The organism is Brevibacterium pityocampae, from assembly GCF_039541555.1.
Lineage (GTDB): Bacteria > Actinomycetota > Actinomycetes > Actinomycetales > Brevibacteriaceae > Brevibacterium > Brevibacterium pityocampae.
This window is the reverse complement of record NZ_BAABGL010000002.1, coordinates 181,096-201,875: the sequence shown is the minus strand read 5'-3', so window position 1 is coordinate 201,875 and position 20,780 is coordinate 181,096. Positions and strand designations below refer to the sequence as shown.

General features: G+C 71.4%; 18 protein-coding genes. 4 read left to right on the top strand and 14 right to left on the bottom strand.

Annotation, left to right across the window (positions count from 1 at the left end; all coding sequences use genetic code 11):
- Positions 1 to 67: 67 nt before the first annotated feature.
- The 11 genes from ABD883_RS01235 to dcd all read right to left on the bottom strand — a co-directional run bounded on the left by ABD883_RS01235 (position 68) and on the right by dcd (position 12,068).
- Complete coding sequence (locus tag ABD883_RS01235) at positions 68 to 751, bottom strand: hypothetical protein (protein ID WP_345029213.1); 684 nt, start codon at positions 749 to 751, stop codon at positions 68 to 70.
- Positions 751 to 2,394, bottom strand: a complete 1,644-nt coding sequence (locus ABD883_RS01230) for a sensor histidine kinase (RefSeq protein WP_247424145.1) — start codon at positions 2,392 to 2,394, stop codon at positions 751 to 753. Before ABD883_RS01230 ends, ABD883_RS01235 begins: the two co-directional genes overlap by 1 nt.
- Positions 2,391 to 3,143 (bottom strand): response regulator transcription factor, encoded by a 753-nt coding sequence (locus ABD883_RS01225; RefSeq protein WP_137318618.1) that lies wholly within the window; start codon positions 3,141 to 3,143, stop codon positions 2,391 to 2,393. The genes ABD883_RS01230 and ABD883_RS01225 overlap by 4 nt, the downstream gene beginning before the upstream one ends.
- Positions 3,140 to 3,532 carry a monovalent cation/H(+) antiporter subunit G gene (gene mnhG / locus ABD883_RS01220; RefSeq protein WP_137318617.1) on the bottom strand — a complete coding sequence of 131 codons (393 nt, stop codon included), beginning with the start codon at positions 3,530 to 3,532 and terminating at the stop codon, positions 3,140 to 3,142. The genes ABD883_RS01225 and mnhG overlap by 4 nt, the downstream gene beginning before the upstream one ends.
- A complete protein-coding gene (locus ABD883_RS01215; protein ID WP_295688545.1) occupies positions 3,529 to 4,404 on the bottom strand; it encodes a monovalent cation/H+ antiporter complex subunit F in 876 nt (291 codons plus the stop codon). Before ABD883_RS01215 ends, mnhG begins: the two co-directional genes overlap by 4 nt.
- Positions 4,401 to 5,021: a Na+/H+ antiporter subunit E gene (locus ABD883_RS01210; RefSeq protein WP_345029206.1), complete on the bottom strand. Its 621-nt coding sequence runs from the start codon at positions 5,019 to 5,021 to the stop codon at positions 4,401 to 4,403. The genes ABD883_RS01215 and ABD883_RS01210 overlap by 4 nt, the downstream gene beginning before the upstream one ends.
- A complete protein-coding gene (locus ABD883_RS01205) occupies positions 5,018 to 6,595 on the bottom strand; it encodes a Na+/H+ antiporter subunit D (RefSeq protein ID WP_345029204.1) in 1,578 nt (525 codons plus the stop codon). The genes ABD883_RS01210 and ABD883_RS01205 overlap by 4 nt, the downstream gene beginning before the upstream one ends.
- Positions 6,595 to 7,269, bottom strand: coding sequence for a Na(+)/H(+) antiporter subunit C (locus tag ABD883_RS01200; protein ID WP_345029203.1), 675 nt, complete (start codon positions 7,267 to 7,269; stop codon positions 6,595 to 6,597). Before ABD883_RS01200 ends, ABD883_RS01205 begins: the two co-directional genes overlap by 1 nt.
- A complete protein-coding gene (locus tag ABD883_RS01195; RefSeq protein ID WP_345029201.1) occupies positions 7,266 to 10,289 on the bottom strand; it encodes a Na+/H+ antiporter subunit A in 3,024 nt (1,007 codons plus the stop codon). Before ABD883_RS01195 ends, ABD883_RS01200 begins: the two co-directional genes overlap by 4 nt.
- A 154-nt stretch (positions 10,290 to 10,443) precedes the next feature.
- A complete protein-coding gene (locus ABD883_RS01190) occupies positions 10,444 to 11,487 on the bottom strand; it encodes a hypothetical protein (RefSeq protein ID WP_345029200.1) in 1,044 nt (347 codons plus the stop codon).
- On the bottom strand, positions 11,487 to 12,068 hold the full coding sequence (gene dcd, locus ABD883_RS01185) for a dCTP deaminase (protein WP_137318612.1): 582 nt from the start codon (positions 12,066 to 12,068) through the stop codon (positions 11,487 to 11,489). Before dcd ends, ABD883_RS01190 begins: the two co-directional genes overlap by 1 nt.
- 368 nt (positions 12,069 to 12,436) lie before the next feature.
- On the opposite strand from dcd, the gene ABD883_RS01180 reads away from it, so the two are divergent.
- The 3 genes from ABD883_RS01180 to ABD883_RS01170 all read left to right on the top strand — a co-directional run bounded on the left by ABD883_RS01180 (position 12,437) and on the right by ABD883_RS01170 (position 15,885).
- Positions 12,437 to 13,663, top strand: coding sequence for an LPXTG cell wall anchor domain-containing protein (locus tag ABD883_RS01180; protein ID WP_345029198.1), 1,227 nt, complete (start codon positions 12,437 to 12,439; stop codon positions 13,661 to 13,663).
- A gap of 47 nt (positions 13,664 to 13,710) precedes the next feature.
- On the top strand, positions 13,711 to 14,766 hold the full coding sequence (locus tag ABD883_RS01175; RefSeq protein WP_345029197.1) for a Rieske (2Fe-2S) protein: 1,056 nt from the start codon (positions 13,711 to 13,713) through the stop codon (positions 14,764 to 14,766).
- 72 nt (positions 14,767 to 14,838) lie between these two features.
- Positions 14,839 to 15,885: a nuclear transport factor 2 family protein gene (locus ABD883_RS01170; RefSeq protein ID WP_345029195.1), complete on the top strand. Its 1,047-nt coding sequence runs from the start codon at positions 14,839 to 14,841 to the stop codon at positions 15,883 to 15,885.
- A 139-nt stretch (positions 15,886 to 16,024) separates the two neighbouring features.
- On the opposite strand, the gene ABD883_RS01165 is transcribed toward ABD883_RS01170, so the two are convergent.
- Both ABD883_RS01165 and ABD883_RS01160 read right to left on the bottom strand, forming a co-directional pair.
- Entirely contained in the window at positions 16,025 to 18,055 is a 2,031-nt protein-coding gene (locus tag ABD883_RS01165; protein WP_137318608.1) for an NHL domain-containing thioredoxin family protein, read from the bottom strand.
- Positions 18,056 to 18,249: 194 nt separating this feature from the next.
- Positions 18,250 to 18,873, bottom strand: coding sequence for a DUF4126 domain-containing protein (locus ABD883_RS01160; RefSeq protein WP_345029194.1), 624 nt, complete (start codon positions 18,871 to 18,873; stop codon positions 18,250 to 18,252).
- Between the two features lie 143 nt (positions 18,874 to 19,016).
- Between ABD883_RS01160 and ABD883_RS01155 the strand changes: the two genes are divergently transcribed.
- On the top strand, positions 19,017 to 19,808 hold the full coding sequence (locus ABD883_RS01155; RefSeq protein ID WP_137318606.1) for a YggS family pyridoxal phosphate-dependent enzyme: 792 nt from the start codon (positions 19,017 to 19,019) through the stop codon (positions 19,806 to 19,808).
- 22 nt (positions 19,809 to 19,830) lie between these two features.
- On the opposite strand, the gene mmsB is transcribed toward ABD883_RS01155, so the two are convergent.
- Positions 19,831 to 20,739, bottom strand: a complete 909-nt coding sequence (gene mmsB, locus ABD883_RS01150) for a 3-hydroxyisobutyrate dehydrogenase (RefSeq protein ID WP_137318605.1) — start codon at positions 20,737 to 20,739, stop codon at positions 19,831 to 19,833.
- Positions 20,740 to 20,780 lie beyond the last annotated feature (41 nt).

The window sequence follows — 20,780 nt, the reverse complement described above, 5'->3', positions numbered from 1 at the left end:
TCGCTCGGCCGACATCATCGATTGCGGAGTGGCCTTCTGCGGCACCGCCGGCTGCGCGGGTGACCGCTCAGCCGGCCCAGTCGGGCATCGGCACGAACCGGCCGTCGACCTCGACGAAGTCCGCCGCCGGCTGCAGCCGGTGCTGGCCCGCGACGTCCTCGGTGGGCGCGGTCGCTGCGTACTTGAGCGTGCACAGGCGACCCTCGGCGGTATAGGCGATGTCGGCACCGTAGAGCATCGTCTGAGAGGTCCCGGCGAAGATCTCCCGCGGAGACATGTCGACCTGGTAGCTCCAGAAGTAGCCGTTGCCGAACTGCCCCTTCCGCTCGGCGATCTTGGTCGTCCCCGCCTCCTGATAGCCGTAGCTGCGAGTCGTCTCGATGTGCTCGGCCGCGGTCTCGCTCAACACCGAATCCGAGCAGTAGATCGAGATCGTCGGGTCGTCGAGCGCGGCGGTGCCCTCGACGAAGGTCACGTAGTCGCCGGCGGAGGAGCCGACGGAGAACCCGTCGGGGACCGCGACCCGCATCGGGACCCCGCACCCCTCGGAGAACGGCACGTCGACGAGCTGGTAGCCGTCGGCAAGAGCCGGTCCGGTCTCCGTGGGCGTCGGGGTGGGGCCGGCGGTCTGTGCCACGCGCACCCCCATCACGCCGCCGCCCTCCTCGGAGGTGCGGACCTGGAAGGCTCCGCAGCCGGCCAGCAGAACGGCCGCGCCGGCGGCGCACAGGGCCTGGATGCGCCGGCGCATCAGTGCCGGGGCTCCGAGCCCGAGGTGGTGTCCCGCGGAGGCTCGTCGCCCTCACCGGAAGGGGCCTGCTGGGCCTGCCGGGACGGAGCCGCACCGCGCTCATGGGCCACCGGGCCGCCCTGCTGAGGCGCGGAGCCGTACTGCTGTGGCGCGGAGCCGTAGTGGTGAGGAGCGGAGCCGTAATGCTGGGGAGCGGGCGCCGGTCGTTCCATGGGAGCCCGGTCCATCGCCCGCTGCTCCGACCCGCCCTGCTGATACGGCTGCGCCGCAGGTGCCTGCTGGTACGGCTGGGCCTGGCCCGGGCCGCCCGGGCCCACCGGCCCCGAGCCGTACTGCTGGGGGCCTGAACCGACGTTCTGAGGTCCCGAGCCGTACTGCTGCGGCACCGAACCGACATTCTGCTGGCCCGGCCCGAGGTCCTGCGGCCCCGGCGCGTGCTGCTGCGGTCCCGACCCCATCGGCTGCGGGGGCGGCGCGGCCGGCCGCGGCGGCTTGAAGTGCTGGTAGGGACCCGAGTCGAACGGCACCTGATCGCCGAAGGTCTCGCCGGTCGCGGAATCGTGGAGCTCGCCGTTGACCCGCTGCAGGCGACGCTTCGAGGTGCGCCTCGGGGTGCCGAGGATGCGTCCGTCGAGCTCGGCCTCGGAGGGCTGACGCGGCGGCAGGAATCCGCCGGCGCCCCCGCCGCGGCTGCTGTCGTTGAACGGTTGCACCGGGGCAGACGCCGCGGCGGCCTGCGCCCCGTCGTCGTGGGGCGCGCCGGGTGCCTGTGCGTCGCCGAGCACCGGGAGCACGAGCCGCACCGAGGTGCCCACGCCCTCCTGGCTGAACAGCTCGACCGATCCGCCGTGCCGGGCGATGATCGAGCGGACGAGCGACAGGCCCATGCCGGAGCCGGCCACGGAGCGCACGCGCTTGCCGCGTGACAGCTCGTCCCACACGGTGTCCTGCTCATCGGACGGGATGCCCTGCCCGGTGTCGGCGACCTCGACGACCACCCAGCGGTGGTTGCGGATGATCTGCTCGTTGGCGCGGAGCTCGACGACGTCGGTGTCCGCGGAGTACTTGATCGCGTTGCCGAGCAGGTTGAGGATCGCCGACAGCAGCAGGTCCTCCTCGCCGGCGACATCGGGCAGCTTCCACGGGGCGCGGGCGACCGTCGCGACGATCATCCGGTCCTCGGCGCCGGGTGCGGTGCGCGCATCCTCGACAGCCTGGTGGATAAGTCGATCCATGTCGACGCGGGTGAACTCGATCGTGCGGGACTCGACATCGGCGAGCTTGCGCAGATCGGCGAGCAGGCGCGCGACCCGGCGGGCCGAGGTGTCGATCTGGCGCACGACGGGCGCGATCTCGTCCGGGTTCGGGCTGTCGTCACGGATCATCTCCCGCACCGTCGCCGCGGAGGTGCGCAGCGCGGTGAGCGGGTTCTTGAGCTCGTGGTCGAGGCGGATGAGCATCCGATTGCGGCGGGTGAGTGCGTCCCGCTCCGCCGTCCGCCGGTTCTCCGCCACCAGCCGCGCTTCGCGCCGCTGCAGCCAGCGCCACGCGAGGTAGGCCGCGCCGGCGAGCAGCAGCAGACCGACGAGCAGGAGGACGAGGAAGAGCCAGATCCGGATCTCGAAGACGAGGAAGGTGTTCATCGGCCGCCCAGATCGTTGGCGCCGCGCACCTCGGCGACGAACCGGTAGCCGCGGCCCTGGACGGTCGCGATCCACCGCGGGTTCGCCGCGTCCTCGCCGAGCACGCGTCGCAGCTCGGCGACGCGGGAGTCGACGGCGCGGGTGCCGACGGCATCGTCGAAGCCCCACAGCACCTCGAGCAGGCGGGTGCGCTCGATGAGCTCGTCCTGGTGCACCATGAGGTACTCGAGCAGCGTGAAACCCTTGGGGGTGATGACGAGGTTGCGGTCGTTGATCCATGCGCGGCGGCCCACCCGGTCGAGCTTGAGCCCGAACGTCGAGATCAGCACCGGGGCGTTCGCCAGCGGCGGCCCGTCCTGACGGGTCCGGCGCAGCACCGCGCGGATCCGGGCGATGAGCTCGTGCGGGTCGAAGGGCTTGTTGAGGTAGTCGTCGGCGCCCTCCTCGAGCGCCATCGCCCGCTCCACCGCCTCGCCCACCTGGGTGAGCAGCAGCACCGGGACCCAGTTCTCCTCGCTGCGCAGCGTGCGCAGCACCTCGCGGCCGTCCGCACCGGGCATGAGCACGTCGAGGACGCACACGTCGGGCTGATGGCGGCGGATCTCATCGAGGGCGAGCTTGCCGTCCGGGGCGCTGATCACCCGGAATCCCGAGCGGCTGAGGAAGGGCACCACCGCGCCCAGCACATCGGGCTCGTCGTCGGCGACGAGGACGAGCGGTCGATCGTCCTGGGCGAAAGCTGAGGTCATGTCTGCGAGTCCTTCGGCACTGTGCGGGCGGTGCGCTGTGCGGAATCCCGCGCCTCGGCACGGGCGACGGCGTCCGCCAATTCATCTCGGTACAGCATAGATCGGCGCAGCCGTTTCGTGCGATAGCCCGCGCGGCCCACCATGTGAGTGCCCACCGGGGTGGTCATCATCTGGAAGGTCACGACGAGGAACATCGTGGTGATCGGCCCCCAGTGCGGGATCTGGATCGCGATCGCGAACATCATGAGGATGAGGCCGAGGATCTGCGGCTTCGACGCCGCGTGGAGCCGGCTCATGAGGTCGGGGAAGCGGACGAGGCCGATCGCCGCAGCGAGCGACAGCGCGGCTCCCGCGCAGATGAAGACCAGGGTGACGATGTCGGCGATCATGACCGCCCCTCCTCCTCGTCGTCGCCGAACAGGGGTCCGACGGAGTGCTCGGTGGCGCGGTGCTCAGTGGCGCGGTGCTCGACAGGTGAGTGCTCGTCGGTGGGCGCCGCGGCGGGTGCGGCGCTGCTCGGCTCGATGCCGATCTCCGCATCGGCGTTCTTCGCCGCGGAGTCGCGCACCGCCTCATCGACGAGATCCTCCTCGTCGGGGCCGGCCGCGGGGTGCTCCTGCTCGGACGGCGCCTGCCCCTGCCCGGGCCCTGCGCCCTCGGGCGCGGTTCGCGCCTCGCCCTCCTCGGGCGATCGCTCGCGCTGCTCGGGCAGCGTGCGGATCGGCTCCTCCTCGCCCGTCACCGCCGGGCCGGCGACGTCCCCCGCGGGCCCCGGATGGTGGTCACGGGCGGCTCCGGCGGCCACCATTCCGTCGTCGGGACCGCCGGCCGGCGACGCCGCCCCACCTGCCGAGGTGCTGGCCGCGGTGCGCGCGGCGCGCGGGATCGCGCCGTCCGCGGCCACCTCGTCGTCCGCCTCGTCCATCTCCTCGAACACCGACGACCCGATGACCGGGGCGGAGGTCTCCGAGCGGGACACGTAGCGCGACACGCTCACCGAGCCGAGGAAGCCCAGGCACGACAGCGCGAGCAGCACCGGCAGCAGATCGACGCGACCGGTCACTGCGACGTACCCGCCGAATCCGCACATCAGCGTCGCGAGCAGCACATCCGAGGCCATCATCCGGTCGAGGATCGATGGGCCCCTGATGATCTTGAACACCGCGATGAGCATCGCGACGAAGAAGACGACGCCGATGATCGGTCCGGCGATCCGGAGGATGTCAGGATCGACGATCGGCGTGGACGAGAGCCCGGTCATCGGTCGGCCTCCTTGCCCGCAGGTCGGATCGTGCGCTGTGCGAGGACCGGCTTCCGGCCGTTCTCCACCCGCCACTCGTTGAGCGCGGTGAGGTCGTGGGCGGAGCCGAAGCTCGCGATGAGCAGGTGCTCGATCCGGTAGATCTGCTCGCGCGCCTTCTCGATCGCCTCCTCCGTCGAGCAGTCGAGGACGTGGACGTAGATCACCGAGTGCGGCCGGTCGACCTCGATGCAGATCGAGCCGGGGATGAGCCCGAGCACCACGGAGACCGCGGTGATGAGGAGATCGGAGCGCGTATGGAGGTCGAGCTCGATGACGCTGCCGGCGCGCACCCCCCGGCGGCGCACGGCCGACCAGCTGACGTGGACGGAGGCGATGATCATCGAGGCGGTGAACCAGAGGATGAACTGGACGGCGTAGAAGGGGTTGAACCGGCCCGAGAGCTCGACCGGCGGCAGGTAGAACCAGCGCGTGACGAGGATCCCGAGCACCAGCCCGGTGACGATGTTGAGTACGGTGAACTGGTCCCACAGCATGATCCACAGCGCGCACAGCACGAGCACGAGCAGGGCCTGCTGGAGGATGGAGCGGCGCGCCTTCGACCGCTTGGTCGTCATGATCCGTCCTCCTCTCCGAGCACCGAGGACACATAGGTCGACGGGCTCCGGAGATTCTCCGCGGCCCGCGCGCTGATGTCCCAGAGATTGCCGGCGAACACCGTGACGAGCACGCTCACCGCGACCATCACCGTGGCCGAGCCGATCATCGTGCGCGGCATCGTCTGCGTGCTGCGCCAGCTGCGGCCGTCGGCGACGGCCTCCTTGCGCTCCTCGAACTCCTCGACGAGCTCCGGGGTGGGCTCCTCGGTGTCGTCCGGGTCCCGCCAGAAGGCGAGGTTCCACGTCTTGCCGATGACGTAGAGCGTGAGCAGCGAGGTCAGCGCGCCGGCGCCGATGAGCACGAAGATCAGCCAGTCGCGGGTCTCGAACCCGGCCTGGAACAGCGCGGCCTTGCCGATGAACCCGGAGAACGGTGGGATCCCGGCGAGGTTGAGCGCGGGGATGAAGAACAGCAGGGACAGGCCCGGGGCGAGCACGGCGAGGCCGCCGAGCTTGCGGATCGAGGTGGTGCCGTTGCGCTGCTCGACGAGACCGATGGCGAGGAACAGCGCGGTCTGCACGATGATGTGGTGCACGGTGTAGAAGATCGCCGCGGTCAGACCTTCGACCGTCCCCATTGCCACGCCGAAGATCATGTAGCCGATGTGCGAGATCAGGGTGAAGGACAGGAGTCGCTTGATCTCCGACTGCGCGACGGCGCCGAGGATCCCGACGAGCATGGTGAGCGCGGCGACGACGAGCAGCGGGGTGCGCAGGTTCGATTCGGCGAAGAGCACCGTCTCGGTGCGGATGATCGCGTAGATGCCGACCTTGGTGAGCAGGCCGGCAAACACCGCGGTGACCGGAGCGGGTGCGGTCGGGTAGGAGTCGGGTAGCCAGAACGCGAGTGGGAACACCGCGGCCTTGATCCCGAACGCGATGAGCAGCGTGATGTGGAGGATCATCTGGATGTCGGGCGGCAGCTCGCCGATCCGCACCGACAGCTGCGCGATGTTCACGGTGCCGGTCGCCGCGTAGACGAGCCCGATCCCCATGAGGAAGATCAGCGAGGACACGAGCGAGATGACGATGTAGGTCACCCCGGCGCGGATCCGCTGCGCCGTGGCGCCCAGGGTGAGGAGCACGTACGAGGCGCCGAGCAGCATCTCGAAGCCGACGTAGAGGTTGAACAGATCGCCGGCGATGAAGGCCGCGGCGACACCGGCGCAGAGGATGAGGTACGTCGGGTTGAATACGCTCACCGGCGTCTCGTTCACGGTGTCGGCCATCTCCTGCCCCACCGCGTAGAGGAGCACGAGCAGGGTGACGATCGCGGACACGACGAGCATGACCGCGCTGAGCCGGTCGACGGCGAGCGCGATGCCGAAGGGCAGCTCCCAGCCGCCGACCGCGACCACCTGCGTACCGCGGGCGTCGACGCCGAACAGGAGCATGAGGTCGATCGCGAGCACGATCGCGAGCGTGATGACGGTGACGGCGGTCTGGCCCCGCCGGCGTCCGGACAGCATGAGGGTGATGCCGGCCCCGATGAGCGGCAGCACCACGGGCAGGGGCACGAGGACGGCGAGCATCAGGTGTCCCTCCCGGTCTGATCGGAGTCGGTGCGGCGGTCGGCGGCGCCCGGTTCGTCCGAGCCGGCCTCGCGGGAGCCGGGTTCACCGGAGTCGGTCCGACGGGAACCGGCCCGCGCCTCGGCCCCGGTGTCGGAGCCGCCCTCGGCCCGCGCCTCGGCCCGGTCCTCCGCCCGGTCCTCCGCCCGGCGCTCGACCGGCGAGCCGTCCTCGTCCAGGTCGAGCGCCCCGGCGATCGGGGTCTGCGCCTCGTCGCCGAACTCGGTGTCGTCGTACTCCCCGCTCGTGCCCGCCTCGTCGCCGGAGCCGCGGCCCTTGGCGAGCGCGATCCGCACGTCCTCGATGTCGTCCTCGAGGTTCTCGTTGCGGACCAGGCGCCAGGAGCGGTAGATCATCGCGAGCAGGAACGCCGACAGCGCGAAGGTGATGACGATCGCGGTGAGCACGAGCGCGTGCGGCAGCGGGTCGTTCATCCCGTCGGTGGTGAGGTTCTCCCCGTCGGTGAGCGGCGGGCGCCCCGGGGGCCCGGCGGTGAGGATGATGAGCATGTTCACCGCGTTGCCCATGAGCAGGAAGCCCAGCAGCACTCGGGTGAGCGAGCGGTCGAGCATGAGGTAGAGGCCGCAGGCGAACATCACGCCCATGGCGAGCAGCAGCACGAAGGAGGTCGTCACAGTCGGCTCCCCCCTGCCGGTCCGTCGACCTCGACGTCGTCCATCCGGCCGAGGATCGCGTGGAGCTGGGTGGTGTCCGGCCCGGCGTGTTCGTCACGGGACAGCGACTCCGCCAGGCGCTCCTCGTCGGCCTCCTGGTGGCGGTCGACCCCCGCACCGAGGCTGCGGAGGATGTCGAGCATGAGCCCGACGACGACGAAGTAGACCCCGACGTCGAAGATCGTCGAGGTGCCGAACGACACGTAGCCGAGCACCGGCAGCTCGGTGCTCCAGTAGGCGGACTCGAAGAATACGCTCCCCCACAGGAAGCCGCCGAGCGAGGTGCCCGCGGCGAGCGCGAGCCCGAGCCCGAGGAGCACGCCGGCGTCGATCGGGGCCGCCTCCGCGAGCTCGTGCCGGCCGGCGGCGAGGTAGCGGGCGACGAGCGCCATGCCGGCGACGAGGCCGGCGGCGAATCCGCCGCCGGGCAGGTTGTGGCCGGCGAACAGGAGGTAGACGGAGAACACGAGGATCGGGTGGAACAGCAGGCGGACGAGCACCTCGAGGAGGATCGAGCGGTTCTTCGGGGCGAGCGCGCGCCCGGCGAGCAGCCAGGCGCTGCGCTTGGTGTCGGTGCTCGGGCCGTCGTCGGTGGTGCGCATGGGCGAGAACAGCTCGTCCTCGACGGGCCGGTGGCGCGCGGCGAAGCTGTCCGGCCGGTGGCTCTGGAAGCGCTGCAGGCGACCCTCCCGTCCGCGCACGAAGATCAGGCTCGCCACGCCGGTGGCGGCCGCGACGACGACGGACAGCTCGCCGAGCGTGTCCCAGGCGCGGATTTCGACGAGTGTGACGTTGACGACGTTCTTGCCGTGGCCGTATTCGTAGGCGAGGAACGGGAACGACTCGGAGATCGGCGCGGCGGTGCGGGCGCCGAATGCGACGAAGACGAGGAGCATCATCATGATCCCGAACACTGCGGCGATGAGGCCGCGCAGCGACGGGGAGAGACGACCCGAGGAGTTGCCGATCCGGGCCGGCAGGCGGCGGAGGACGAGGACGAACACGACGATCGTGATGGTCTCGACGAGCACCTGGGTGAGCGCGAGGTCCGGAGCGCCCTGGAGCGCGAAGAAGGCGACCATCATGTAGCCGGAGATGCCGACGATGACGACCGCCGCGAAGCGCTTCTGCGCACGGGTCGCGGCGAGCGCGGCCATGATGATGGCGGCGGCCACGATGATCTGCAGGGCGTTGTCGGCGAGTGCGATGCCACTGGGCCAGGTGTCGTTGAGGAGCAGGGCGGCGGACATCGAGCCGATGAACACGATGTAGATGACGCCCTGGTAGAAGGGCATCGAGCCGCGCTGGGTGCGAGCGGTGACATAGGCGGCGGACGCCTCGAGCCCGGTGATCGAGCGGCGGTAGAGCCCGTGGAAGTCAATGCCGTCGGGCATCGCGGCCTGGAACACCGACACCTGGCGGCCGAACCAGAACATCGTGAGGCCGAGCGCCAGGTTCCCCGCCGACAGGAGCAGCGCCGGCTCGAGCCCGTGCCACAGCGCGAGGTAGTAGGGCTTCTCCGCGCCGCCGGCCAGGCGCGCGGACCACGAGGCGATGACCGGGTCGAGGAAAGAGGAGGCGAGGCCGGCGAGCACGGTGAGCGCGGCGAGCAGATAGGGCACCGACTTGAACAGCGGACTCTCGCGCGCCGGTTCGATCGGCTCCACCCCCGGCTTCGTGGCGAAGGCGCCCCACACGAAACGCGCGGAGTAGGCCACCGTGAGGACCGAACCGAGGAAGACACCGATGACGGCGATCGCACCGGCCTTCGTACCGTCCTCGAGCAGCGTGGTGTAGACCGCCTCCTTGGCGACGAACCCGAACAGCGGCGGGACGCCGGCCATCGAGGCGGCGGCGACGAGGGCGGCGATGAACAGCCCCTTCGAGCGCGCGCCGTAGCCACTGAGCTTGCGCAGGTCACGGGTGCCGGCCCGGTGGTCGATGATCCCGACGATGAGGAACAGCGCGGACTTGAACAGGCCGTGGGCGAGCAGGAGCGTCGTCGCGGCCAGGGTGATGTCGCGCGTCCCGAACGAGCTGACGATGATGAGGAAGCCGAGCTGGGACACGGTGCCGAAGGCGAGGACGAGCTTGAGGTCGAACTGCCGCAGCGCCTGCCAGCCGCCCATGAGCATCGTCGTGATCCCGAGCGCGAGGAGCACGGCGGTCCAGCCGGGCATGCCGTGGAACCCGGGCGCGAGGCGCAGGACGAGGTAGATCCCGGCCTTGACCATCGCCGCGGCGTGCAGGTAGGCGCTCACCGGGGTGGGGGCGGCCATCGCGCCGGGCAGCCAGAAGTGGAACGGGATGAGGGCGGACTTCGACACCGCGCCGACGAGGATGAGCATCACCGCGGTGATGACGAGGCCGCCGTTGATCCCCACGGTGTAGCCGATGTCGACGATCATCGAGATCCGGCCGGTGCCCATGACCACGGTGAGGAGGATGACGCCGACGAGCATCGCGAGCCCGCCGGCGGTGGTGACGACGAGAGCCTGGAGCGCGGCACGGCGGGACTGCTGGCGGCTGTTGTACTGCCCGATGAGGAGGTAGGAGAACACCGTGGTGCCCTCCCAGAAAATGAAGAGGAGAAGCATCTCGTCGGCGAGGACGAGGCCGTACATCATGCCGGCGAACGCCATGAGGACGCCGGCGAAGCGGGCGAGCCGGGGCTCGTCGGCGGCGAAGTAGCGCGCGCAGTAGACGAAGACGAGCGCACCGATCCCGGTGACGAGCAGGCTGAGCAGCCAGGCCAGGGGGTCCATGAGGAAGACGACCTGGAGGTTGAGCGCCGGGAGCCAGTTGAAGCGCTCCATCCAGTCGTCGCCGCCGGACAGGATCCGGGGCAGCTGGGCGAGGGAGACGACGAAGCCGGCACCCGGGACGAGCGCGAGGACGAGGAAGGCGGCGCGTCCGCAGAGGCGGAACAGCGGTGCGGCGAGGAGCGCGGCCACGAAGAACGCCCCCACCAGCACGGTCATGCTCAGGCCCCCTCCGAGATTCGACGCACGTCTGCACATTTTTTCACAGATCGCCCGCGTTGACGAAGTCGATCCGGCCGGTGACGTGTGATAATATTCAACCCGCTCCGATCTCAGAGCACCATGCATGCGGGCCCGGTCGGCCCGGTGCGGCTCAGCCCAGCTGGTGCTCGCTGAGCAGGAAGCCGTCCTGGTCGACGCCGATCCCGGCGGTGAGCCGCAGGACCTCCGCGGCGAGCCGGTCGAGGCGCAGCGCGGCCGCGGCGCGGATCCGCCGCAGCTCCGCGTCGATCTCCGGCAGGTAGCGCTGCTGCTCGGTGTCGACCCAGCGCAGGTGGTACATCACCTGCGGCGATTCGAGATGGGCGGCGACGGCGCGCGGCAGCGCCTCCTCGACGAGGACGCCGATCTCGAGCAGTCCGGCCCGCGGGCCGAGCGAGTCGAGGGGCACCTCGATGGCGTAGCCGTCCCGCATCTCAGGGTCGTCGGCCGAGATCAGGTGGGCGATCTTCTCGAGCGCCTCCGGCGGCACCGGGTCGGGCTCGCGCGCGCCGGCGTCGACCTCGGCGAGCCGGTCGAGCAGCACGTCCGGGGCGAGCCAGTAGGGCGAGTACACGAAGACGTCGACGTGCGCCTCCGGATCCGGTACGAGGATCCGGGCCGGCGCCTCGGCCGCGGCGGCGAGTGCGGCACGGGAGGCGGACGGCGCCTCGAGCGCGAGCGGGTCGACCGGCTCGTCGGCGAGCCGGAGGGCGAGGTGGAGGCGCCGGGCGAGCGCGATGAGGAGATCGAGCGAGCGCCCCTCCTCCCGGTTGGGGAGCCCGGCGGGGAAGAACAGGTGGAGCCCGTCGGAGTCGGTGAGCCAGGACGGCGGCGGAGCGGGCTCGCGGTCGCGCGGGCACACGAGGGCGAACACCCGGGTGGCCCAGTCCGGCAGCCCGAGCTCCGCGCGGACCGCGGCGGGCACGAACATCGGGCCGTGCAGTCGGGAATGGCGGGTCAGCCGCCACTCGAGCACCTCGTGGCCCCAGCGCGGGTCCGCGTCGGCGACGACGACGGGCTCGGCGAGGGCGGGGAAGTGGTTCGTCACGAGCGCGATGACATCGCTCGGCTCGACGTCCTCGTCGAGCAGCAGCAGGTGACGGGCGGAGAGCGCCTCGGGCGAGCGCGGGTCGCGGGCGTCGTGGGCCCCGGCCATCAGGGCATGCCCCGGCGGAATCCCACGTGGGCGCGCGATGCGGTGGGCCCGCGCTGACCCTGGTAGCGGTTGCCGGTGGCGGGATCGGAGCCGTAGGGGCTCTGCGCAGGCGAGCTCAGCGAGAAGAAGCACATCTGGCCGATCTTCATCCCCGGCCACAGGGTGATCGGCAGGGTGGCGACGTTCGACAGCTCGAGGGTGACGTGGCCGGTGAATCCGGGATCGATGAAACCGGCGGTCGAGTGGGTGAGGAGGCCGAGACGGCCGAGCGAGGACTTGCCCTCGAGCCGGGCCGCGATGTCGTCGGGCAGGGTGATGAGCTCGAGGGTCGAGCCGAGCACGAACTCGCCGGGGTGGAGGACGAAGGGCTCGTCCGGATCGACCTCGACGAGACGGGTCAGGCCCGGCTGCTCCTGCGCGGGGTCGATGACCGTGTACTTGTGGTTGTCGAACAGCCGGAAGAACCGGTCGAGGCGCACGTCGACGCTCGAGGGCTGCACGAGCGTGGGGTCGTAGGGGTCGAGACCCACGCGCCCGGAGTCGAGCTGGGCACGGATATCGCGATCGGAAAGCAAACTCACACGGCCAATCTACCGTCGATCAGGCAACGATTCGATCACGATCCGGCAACGAGAATGGAGAACTCCCGCGCATTCCCTTGGAGAATGCTCTACAGTGGATGCTGTTATACGCCCGCGCCGATGGTGCCTTCCCCCTTAACCGAAGGGCCGGGAGTAACACTGTCGCCTTTGCGTGGTCGAATACGCCACGACCGAAAGGCCATACTGTGAAGACCTCTGCGAAGAGTCTTGTGCTTGCCCCCGCAGTAGCCGCCGCGGTTTCCGGTTTGATCGCCGTTCCCGCTGTTGCGTCCACCACTGCACCGTCGGCCCCTGCGCCGGCCGAATGCCTGCCCTCCGAGGGCGCATCGCCATCGACTCCTGCCGCCGTGCCGGCGCTCGCGGATGCCCCCGAGGCCACCGTCGAGGTGCCCGAGGTGTCCCAGACCGACATCGCGGACACCGAGGAGGGCATCGGCTTCTCCGGGACCGGCTTCACCCCCGAATCCACTGCCACCGTCACCGTGATCGGCACCGAGGGCACGGAGTACGCGGTGAAGGATCCGCTGACCGTGACGCCCGAGGGCGAGGTCAACGGAGTCTTCTTCTTCACGACCACGGACGCGGCGAAGGTGCCCACCGGCACGTACACCCTGTTCCTCACCGACACGGAGACGAAGAAGGACTCCTCGAAGGTCACCTTCGAGGTCGTCGAGAAGGTCGCGGAGACCCCGACTCCGGCCCCGTCGCCCACTGAGTGCGCGACGCCGAGCGCCACCCCGACCCCGACCGAGACGCCTGAGGAGACCACTCCACCGGAGACCGCGACTCCCTCGGAGACCGCGAGCGCCACGCCTTCGGAGACCGCGCCACCCACCCCGAGCGAGACCGCGAGCGAGACCGCGCCCCCGAGCGAGACCGCGTCCCCGAGCGAGACCGCGCCTCCGTCCCCGACCCCCACCGATGAGCGGCAGGAGCCTCACGCTGCGCCGGAGACGGAGGAGACCGCGACCGGTACCCCGGGCGCGCCGGAGTCGCAGATCCCGGCCCCGCCCACCTCGTCCGCGCCTGCGGGCAGCGACGCGGCCGAGGCGGCGGCGTTCAGCATCGCGATCGATCCGACCGAGATCTCCTCGTCCGACTTCGCCGACGACGACAAGGGCGTGACGATCACCGTCACCGGCGCCCAGCCCGGCGAGCAGATCACCGTCCAGGTCGAGCACGCGCAGGGCCAGGTCGAGCGCTTCCAGATCGACAAGATCGCCAACGAGCAGGGCGACGCCGTCGTCGGCGTGCACGCCGCGAGCGACCCGGTGCTCGGCGAGTACCGCGTCACGGCGTTCGGTCCCGAGTCCGAGGCGCAGGCCGGTTCCTTCACCGTGGTCACCAACAGCACCTCGGTGGGCGACGAGGCCGGCAACCGTGCCGGCGGCGAAGGCAGCGGCAGCGGTGGAGGCAGCGGCTCCGGCGGCTCGTCCGACTCCGGCACCGCGCTGCCGCGCACCGGTTCCGAGATGACCGGACTGGCGCTCGGCGCCGGCCTGCTCGTCGTCGGTGCCGCTGCGGTCGTCGTCACCCGTCGCCGCACCCGCTCGACCGACCCGTCGGGCGTCTGAGCCGCCCGGCTCCAGGCACCGCACCCCGGCCGCACCGCATCTCGCCCATGGAATCCGCCCCGACGCTCGATCTCTCCGGGATCCGGGTCGCGGGCGAGGCGGTGTCGGCTGAGCCGCTGAACGCCCTCGACAGGCTGACCCTCCTCGGGCAGCCGCCCGATGTCGGGGGCGTTCTGCACGCCATCGGACGTCTGGCCGGCACCGCCCGCGTCGCCTGGCCGGACGAAGCCGGGCGGCTCACCGTCGGCCGGTTCGCGGCCCCCCACGGCACGCCGTCGGCACTCGCCGACGCCTGCGCGCACTTCGGCTTCCCGCTCGACCGCAGCCGGCGCACCCGGCTGCGCGACCTCGATGCGGACTCCCGGGCGCGCCTGATCTGCGCGCTCACCCTCGCGACCGGCGGCCAGTGGCTGGTGCTCGAGGATCCGCTCCGCGGTCTCGACGGGCAGGCGCGCGCGGGCCTGCGGGGCCGGCTGCTCGATGCCTGCACCCGGTTCGAGCGCGGGCTCGTGGTCTCCGGCTCCTCGGTGATGGACGCCGCCGTGCTCGGCGGGCGGACGGTGACGATCGAGAAGGAGCAGATCGCCGACTCCGCCCCGCTCGCGGTGCAGCTGCGCGAACCGCGGAGCAATCTCGCCGCTGCGGCGACGGGCGTCTCCGTCTTCTCCGGCCTCGCCCGGCGCGGCTGGCTGTCGATCGGGCACTCGCAGGTGCGGGCGCGGACCGAGCTCGACGGCAAGGTCTACGTCACCATCCCGACCTCCGCCGCGCGCCTGTCGTTCGACGAGTTCGATCCCGCCTTCACCTCCAATTCCGTGTTCGAAGCGCTCATCGTCGCCGTCCGCGACTCCGGACCGATCCTCCAGGTGGTCCTGTCCCCGGCCGACACCGAGGTCGGACTCGCGATGACCGTGGACCTCCTCGATTTCTCCGCCGTCGCTGACACCGGCGGCTCCGGGTTCGGTGTCATCCACCCGGGCCTGGCGAGCACCGTGGCGGACACCGTGGCGCGGGTCCGCACCGGCACGCGCCTGTTCGTCGACGTCGACACCTCCCGCATGCGGGCCTATCCGGCCGAGGCACCGGCCGGGCGTCTAGACTGAGCCGAGAGCCTCCGCGACCGGCCCCGGTCGGTGCCGGGGCGGTCGGCAGGCGCGCGGGGGAGGAAGGGGGCCATGACCACGACACCTCCGCCCCAGGGGACGCGGAAGCAGCCGCGCCGCCCACGCCTCGTCCTCGACCCGCGTGCCTTCCGCCTCCTCCTCGCGGCGATCGTCGCGGTCGTCCTCACCGTCGCCTCCGTGCCGGTCCTCAACCTCACCGCCCACGCCCCGCAGCGCGCGGTCGTGGCGTATCTGTCCGCGCTCGAGGACGGCGACGCCTCCCGAGCCCTCGGCCTGCTCGCCGCCCCGTCGACCCGGAACACCGCCGCACTCGACGATGCGGTGCTCGCCAACGCCTGGTCGCTGCCGAGCGACCCGCGGGTCGTCGACTCCCGGGTCGAGGGCGACCGGGCCACGGTCACCGTCGGCTTCACGCTCGGCGACTCCTCCCACGAGGAGACGTACTCGCTGGTGAGAGCGGCCCCGCAGTGGGGCCTGTTCGACCGGTGGCTCATCGAGGTCGAGAAGTGGCCGCGCCTGGGCCTCGACGTCACCGGCTCCTCGGTCGTCGAGATCAACGGGGTCGCCGCCCCGGCGGACCGCGGCGGCGTGCCGCTGCTCTTCCCGGCGGGCTACACCGTGGGCTTCAACGCCGAGTACCTGCACGCCGATCCGGTGCGCGTCGATGTGCTCCGGCCCGGTGAGATCGCCCCGGTGACGCTCGATCCGGAGCCCACGGAAGCGCTCGCGAGCGAGGTCGCCGCCGAGGCGGTCGCGCAGCTCGATGCCTGTGCGGAGCAGACGACGCTCATGCCGTCCGGGTGTCCGTTCGGGTTCGAGACCGACCACGAGATCCTCGGCGACGAGGTCGCGTGGTCGATCGTCGAACACCCCTCGATCACCCTCACGGCCGACGGCACGCAGCTCACCGTCGCCCCGGCCGAGGCCGTGGTCGAGGTGTCCGGCCGCTCACGCGACATCGTCACGGCCTACGAGTCCGACTTCACCGAACGGATCATCGTCCGGATCACCGGCCTCGTCACCGTGGCCGACGGCGAGGTGTCCGTCACCCTCGTCAACGAGGGGCAGTCGCTCGGCCAGTCGCCCCCGGCGAGCTGAGCCGCTCCACCCGGGGCACCCCCCAGCGGGCGGGCCCGCGAGCCGGACGGAGAGCTCCGGAACGAGCCGGACGGGGACCTCCGGTGCGAGCCGGATCGCACGCGAACGCGCGGACGCGGCGCGGCTCGGATCCCGCCGGTCAGGTCCCGCGCAGATCGAGGTGGAGCGTGTTCTCAGCGCCGTCGGCGATCGTCACCGGGATGCCCCAGTCCTGCTGGTAGAGGTGGCAGGCGGCGTGGAGGGGGATCTCTCCCCCGGGCTCGCCGTCGCAGGCCGCGGCCCGCACGGTGACGTGGAGGACCCCGGAGTCGATCCCCGGGTCGAGGGTCACCGTGCGCTCCATCCCCTCCGCACCGCCGGCGCCGTCGGTGATGAGCTCCGGCGGGGTCGACGACACCTGGAGGTAGGTCGGATCGCCCCAGCGGTCGTCGAGCTTCTGGCCCGCGGGGACCGTGAAGCCGATGCTGATCTCCAGCGGTCCGCGACCGATCTCGGTGGCCGGACGGGTAGTGCTCTTCGCACCCTCGTCGACCTGCTGCGCCTCGGCGGGGATGCTCACCCGGGTGAGCCGGTGGGCCGCGGACTCCGCGACGAGCAGGGCCGGCGGGGCGCCGTCCTCACCCGGGAGCACGAGGATGTCGGAGGGCTCGGCGAGACCCCGCGCCAGGGTGGTCATGACGCCGGAGGCGGGATCGAAGCGGCGGATCGCCCCGTTGTAGGTGTCGGCGACCGCGACGGATCCGTCGGGCAGCGCGGCGACGCCGAGCGGGTGCTGGAGGCGGGCCTCGTCCGCCGGGCCGTCGCGGAACCCGAAGTCGAACAGGCCGGTGCCCACGAGGGATTCGACGGCACCGGTCCGCGGGTCGAGCCGACGCACCGCCGAGGTCTCCGAGTCCGCGACCCAGATCTCCCCGGAGGCCGCCGCGTCGAGGCCCGAGGTCTGGGCGAACCAGGCGTCTTCCGCCGCACCGTCGAGCAGGCCCTCGTTCATCGTGCCGGACAGCAGGCGGATGGTGCCCGCGTCCGGGTCGAAGGACCAGATGGTGTGGTTGCCGGCCATCGCCACGACGACCTCGCCGGTGGCCGTCGAGTACTCGACGTCCCATGGGCTCGAGAGCTTGATGCGGTCCGCCCGACCGTCGTAACGGCCGGTCTGCCGGTGCTCGCCGGTGATGTTGTCGATCGCACCGACCATGTACTGCTCGCCGGTGCCGGCGATCGTCGTCACCGTGCCCGCCTCGAGGTCGACCCCGCGCAGCACGTGGTTGACGGTGTCGGCGACGACCACGCGGTAGCCGAGCCGCGCGGCGAGCTCCTCCGGCAGCTCGGTCATGCCGCCGGGCTCGGAGAAGCGGGCCTCGGTCAGGCTGCCGTCGGTGTACCCCCGCTCCCCCGTGCCGATCCGGCGCAGCACCTCGGTGCCCGTGGGGTCGTACTCGACGAGCGAATGGTGACCGGAGTCGGCGACGAGGAGGTTCCCGTTCGCCAGGCGCAGCAGCTTGCCGGGGTAGAACAGCTCGGTCTCCACCGGCTCCGGGGGGACGTAGGGACCGGTGCCGCGGTGGAGCGTGCCCTTCTCCGAGTGCTCGGCGATGAGCTCCTCGATGAGCCCGGCGAGCCCGGCGGAGTGGCCCTCGCCGGACATCGAGGCAACGAGGTAGCCCTCCGGGTCGATGACGGCGAGGGTGGGCCAGGCGCGGGCGGTGTAGGCCTGCCAGGTCACGAGGTCCGGATCGTCGAGGACGATGTGCTCGACCTGGTAGCGCTCGACGGCCTGATCGACGGCCTCGACGGTGCGCTCGAACTCGAACTTGGGCGAGTGCACGCCGATGATGACGAGCTCGTCGGCGTACTTCTGCTCGATCGGACGGAGCTCGTCGAGGACGTGGAGGCAGTTGATGCAGCAGAACGTCCAGAAGTCGAGCAGCACGACCTTGCCGCGCAGGTCAGCCAGCGTCAGGTCCGTGCCACCGGTGTTGATCCAGCGCCGCCCGGTGAGTTCCGGGGCGCGCAGCCGCACGCCGCGGGACGCGGTGGCCGGGGTCCCCGTGGTCGGGGCCTCAGTGGTCGGGGCCTGACCCTTCTCCGTGGTGGTTGGGGCCTGACCCTTCGCCGTGGTGGTCGGGGTCGACCCGTTCGAGGTGTTCGCAGACGTCGTGTCGGGGCTCATGGCTCCATCATGGCACGCGGCACGGACACCCGCGGCGGACCGCGTCATCGCCCGTCATCGGCCGCCTCGGGCCCCGCCCCGGCGCAGCGCTGCGCCCGAGCTCCGAACTGCGCGGTATCCGGAACGCACCGCGCAATTGTGCGCCGATCATGGGATACCCCGCAGTTCGGCCCGCGCTCCGGGGGTCGGGCGCATCAGACCGACCCGCTGCGGAGCCGCCGGTCGCGCCTGCGGCGCATGCGGCGGCGAACGACGACTGCGACGACCACGAGGCCGATCACCGCGAGGACGACGACGAGCGGCAGGAACACGGCGATGAGCGAGAGCCCGGCGGACACGATGTCCTCCCCGGTGGAGAGCACGGGGGCGGCGGTGCCGGCCGTCGCGGTGTTCGCCATCGGCCGGGTGAGCGCCTTCGTCAGGTGGACGACGAGCGCGATGACGATGCCGGTGACGACCGGTACCCAGGTCTGCCAGCCGGCGACCGCCTCGGGATCGGTGACGGTGAGCGTGCCCGCGCCGAGCCCGGCGATCTCCGAGGTCGCGGCGGAGCCGAACACGATGCCGCCCGAGGTGGGCCGCACGACGGTCTGGATCGCATCGTTGATCGAGTCGACGGCCGGGAACTTGTCCGCGAGCAGCTCGATGACGAGGAGCACCGCGAGGAGCCCGAGGATCCAGCCGTTCGACAGCCAGGCGAAGCTCGGCCCGAGCTCGACGACGGGGGTGAACCGGTCGAGCAGCCCGAGCACGAGCAGCGGGATGTAGGCGTTGAGGCCCGAGGAGGTCGCGAGGCCGAGCCCGGAGAGGAGTTCCATGGACACAGAGTAGCCCCGCGCCGCTGAGCAGTCGCTCGGCTCGGGGCCCCGGCGGGCACAGCACAGCCGTGCGGCACCGCCCGCGCGACACCGGCGGGCCCGGTGCCGTGACCGCGGCGCACGACTGGTGAGACGATGGGGGCATGTCCGCATCCCACGACAGCACCGAGCCCCGTAGCAGCACCGAGCCCCACACCGGCGCCGCGTCCCCCGGCAGCCTCGCGCCCGAGGAGGCGACGGCGGTCCGCGCCCGCCTCGACGAGGTGGCCGAGCGTGCCGCCGCCGCGGCCGAATCCGCCGGACGGCCCGCCGACAGCGTGCGCATCATGCTCGCGACGAAGACCCAGTCCGCGGAGCGCATCCGCACCGCGCTCACCCACGGGTTCACGCTCATCGGCGAGAACCGGGTGCAGGAGCTCACCGGCAAGGCCGAGGCGCTCGCCGACATCCCCCACGAGACGCACCTCATCGGCCCGCTGCAGAAGAACAAGGTCAACCACGCGCTGCGGGTCGCGACGTGCATCCAGTCGATCGACTCGCTCGAGCTCGCGCAGCGGATCCAGCGCCGCCTCGAGACGACCGAGGCACGGGTCGAGTACTTCGTCCAGGTCAACACCTCGCGCGAGGACTCGAAATCCGGTGTCGCGCCCGAGGCCGCCGGCGAGCTCATCGGCGCGCTCCAGGGCCTCGACCGGATGCGGATGCGCGGCCTCATGACGATCGGGCTGCCCGGCTCGACCGAGGCGGAGATCCGCCCGAGCTACCGTGAGCTCACCGGGCTGCGCACCGCGCTGCTCGAGCAGGGCATCATCGACGAGACGATGACCGAGCTGTCGATGGGCATGAGCAACGACTTCGAGCTCGCGATCGACGAGGGCGCGACGATGGTGCGGATCGGCTCGAGCGTGTTCGGCGCCCGGCCCGCGGCGGACTGAGGCGCACCGGGCCGGGGCGCCCTCAGTCCTGCGGGACGCCCGGCGCCTCGGGGTCGATGTTGCGGATGACGAGGGAGCAGTCCTTGTCCGCGTAGCCGTCGTCCATGAGCTTCTGCAGGTTGTCGAAGGCGACCTGGGCCGCCGGCAGGGTGACGCCCACGGACTCCGCACCAGCCATCGCGAGCCCGACGTCCTTGTGGGCGAGCGCGGTCGCGAAGGTCGCGTCGAAGCCCTTGTTCGCCGCGGACGTCTCGACCACGCCGGGCACCGGGTACCAGGTGCGCAGCGGCCACGAGTCGCCGGAGGACACATGGGCGATGTCCCAGAAGGTCTGCGCGTCGAGCCCGAGCTTCCGGGCGAGCACCGCGCCCTCCGCCGCGCCCTGGAGGCTGATCGCGAGCATCATGTTGTTGACGATCTTCGCCGCCTGGCCCGCACCGTTGCCGCCGGCGTGGAAGACGTTGCCGGCCATCGGCTCGACGAAGGTCCGGGCGCGCTCGACGTCGGCATCCGCCCCGCCGAGCATGAAGGTCAGCGTCCCGGCCGCGGCGCCGGAGATGCCGCCGGACACCGGAGCGTCGACGAACGCGAACCCGGCCTTCTCGGCGGCGTCGTGGAGCGCGTTCGCGGAGTCGACGTCGATCGTCGAGGAGTCGATGAGCAGGGTCCCGGGTGCGGCGAACTCGAGCACCCCGCCGTCGCCGAGGTGGACGCTGCGGGCGTGCTCGCCCTTGGGGAGCATGGTGAAGACGACCTCGGCCCCGTCGACGGCCTGCGCGATCGAGCCGACCGCCTCGACGCCGTTCTCCGCGGCCGCCGCCACGGCGCGCTCGTCGAGGTCGTAGCCACGCACGGTGTGCCCGGCGGCGATGAGGTTCTTCGTCATCGGCCTGCCCATATTGCCCAAGCCGATCCATCCGATGGTTGCCATGGTGCCTCCTTGCACACGGGTGGCGGCCGACTGCTGTGCAT